Below are 2,591 nucleotides of genomic sequence, written 5' to 3'. Positions count from 1 at the left end.
GGTGAGCCCCCTGCCTCCCGATGCCGGCGGAGGCCGAACCATTCCGGTGCGAGCCGGTGACAATCTGCAAGCCAAGATCGATGACGCCAAGCCGGGTGACACTCTCGTCCTCGACGGCGGAGCCACCTGGACCGGGAACTTCGTGCTGCCGCCCAAGTCCGGAGCCGGTTGGATCACCATTCGGGGCAGCCAGGAATCGCAGCTGCCGAAGGCCGGCCAGCGCATCAGCCCCTCGGCGGCGCCATCGATGCCCAAGATCCTGACACCGAACGGCACGGGGGCGATCAATGCCTCTGATGGCACTCAAGGCTGGCGACTCGTCGGCCTCGACGTTAGCGTCGCCCCGACGTGGCAGTCGACGGTGTATCAGCTCCTCGCGTTTGGCTCCGGAAGTGCCGACTGGGGCAAACGCCGGCCGACCGACGTGGTCACCTCGCGGATCATCATCGAGCGGTGCTATATCCACGGCTCTCCCACCCAGAAGGTGCGACGCGGCATCCTCGCGAACGCCAGGGACATGCGGATCTCCGACTCCTGGATCGACGAGATCCATGATAGCGGTTTCGACTCCCAGGCGATTCTCGGCTATGACGGGAGCGGTCCTCTCTTGATCGAGAATAACGAGCTGCAGGCCTCTTCCGAGAACATCATGTTCGGAGGGTCGGATTCGAGTCGCCCTGACCTGGTGCCTGCGGATATCGTGATCCGCCGGAACCACATCATGAAGCCGTTTCGTTGGTTTCCGAGCCATCCCACCTACGACGGCAGCCACTGGGTCATCAAGCCCCTGATAGAGCTGAAGTCCGCCCAGCGGGTGCTCATCGAAGGAAACACGCTGGAGAACTCCTGGTCGTGGCCCGCCTTCGTCGCCGACGCATTCAACCAGGATGGCACCGCCCCCTGGTCCGTGGTCGAAGACGTGATGATCCGGTACAACGTCGTGAAAGAGGTCACGGGAGTCTTCCAGGCCTGGGCGGGCTCAGCTCCGGTCCGCCGGGTGGCCATCCTCCACAACAATGCGACCGGCGTCCGAACCGGGTACCCGGGCAATGCCTATGTGAAGGGCAAGCAGCTGAGACTGACCGGCGGCGCCCCGATCGAGGACGTGTGGGTCGAGCACAACACCACCCAGCCGGCGGACTCCGGCCCCTTCACGCTCGACCTTTCCAAGGGCACGTTTCGCCGGTTCACATATCGCTACAACATCGTGGGCTTTGGAAACGGAGGCCCCACCGTCGAGGGAGTGTGGAGTGGAGACGATGCGTCGCTGGACTCGGTGGCCCCCGAACGCGACTTCGCGCTCAACGCGCTCGTCAGCCTCGGCAATGCGGTCGGGACCTCCCGCGTGGCCAACTCCCCGTCGGTCTGGCGCCAGCCTCAGTGGCTCTCGTTCGGCGATGCGGCCTCCGCGGGTCTGAACCCGGATGGCACGCTCTCGACCAACAGTCCCCTGAAGCGGCGTGCGAAGGACGGATCCGACCTCGGTGTCGACTTCGAGCGCCTCAACGCGGCCCTGAGCGGCTCGGGAGCCGCCGCTGCAGCCTCTGCACAGTCGGCCCCGTCTGCACCGGTCACCGCCGCACCGCCTCCCGCATCGGCGGTGGGCCCGAAGACCAAGTGACTGTCACGCAAATGGCGGCTCTGGCCCAAGCCAAGACATTTTTGGAGGGGCGCTTCCCCGAAGCCTACGGAGCCCTCCAGCAGCTGCGCTACCGCCGCACGCTCCGGCGTGCCTTTGGAGACGTCGCTGCCGCGCGCGACCTCACCGTTCAGGCCGGCCCCTTTCAGGGGCTCTCGTACCCTCCGTCCGTGGCCACTCCCGCACGGCTGATCAGCCACGCCTTGTTGCCGAAGCTGCTCGGCTCCTACGAGGAGGAGCTGCACCCTGCGGTCTCCGAGCTCCGGCAGCACACGTATTCACGTGTGATCAACATCGGCTGTGCCGAGGGCTACTACGCCATCGGCCTCGCACGCGTCCTTCGGGCGCCGATCTACGCCTTCGACAACGACGCCGAGGCCCGCCGCCTGTTCGGTCTCATGGTCCACGAGAATGGCGTCGCCGGGCACATCACCCTCGGCACCGAATGCACACCGGAACACCTCCAGGCGCTCACGCCCGAGCGGGCGCTGGTGATCTCCGATTGCGAAGGATGTGAGCGCTTTCTCTTCGCGGACTCCGTTGTTCCACACCTGCGACGATCCGACCTGATCATCGAGCTGCACGATTGCGTCGATCCTGCGATCTCTCGCGCGGTACCGGCCCGCTTCGCGGCGACCCACCACGTGGAGATCATCCAGCGTGCGCCGCGCAATCCGGCGGACTATCCCGCGCTTCGCGACATGCCGCCATACTCGCAGGCCCTCGCGGTCAACGAGTTTCGCTGGGGCACCATCATGTGGGGGATCTTCCGGGCCAAGGCAGCCTAGCCCGGATCGCGCCCCAGAAGGCATCCGACCCGGGATCGAGCCGCAGACCCCTCAGAGCGAGGGCAACGGCGCGCCCTCGCTGCGAGCCGGTCCACAGTCGCTTCGCCGAATTGATGCTGTCGGCGGCGCGCCATCGCCGAGTGGCGCGGGCGATCGCGTCCCGC

At 66.3% G+C, this 2,591-nt stretch carries 2 protein-coding genes; both read left to right on the top strand.

Annotation, left to right across the window (positions count from 1 at the left end; genetic code table 11):
* Positions 1–1,621, top strand: a 1,621-nt coding sequence (locus VHR41_01165; GenBank protein HEX3232774.1) for a hypothetical protein, incomplete at its 5' end; no start/stop codon positions are given.
* Positions 1,618–2,427 carry a hypothetical protein gene (locus VHR41_01160; GenBank protein ID HEX3232773.1) on the top strand — a complete coding sequence of 270 codons (810 nt, stop codon included), beginning with the start codon at positions 1,618–1,620 and terminating at the stop codon, positions 2,425–2,427. The genes VHR41_01165 and VHR41_01160, both read left to right, overlap by 4 nt.
* Positions 2,428–2,591 lie beyond the last annotated feature (164 nt).

This window comes from Gemmatimonadales bacterium, from assembly GCA_036265815.1.
Taxonomy (GTDB): Bacteria; Gemmatimonadota; Gemmatimonadetes; order Gemmatimonadales; family GWC2-71-9; genus CAVVWJ01.
The sequence above is the reverse complement of the archived record's forward strand: the minus strand, read 5'-3'. Positions and strand labels throughout refer to the sequence as shown.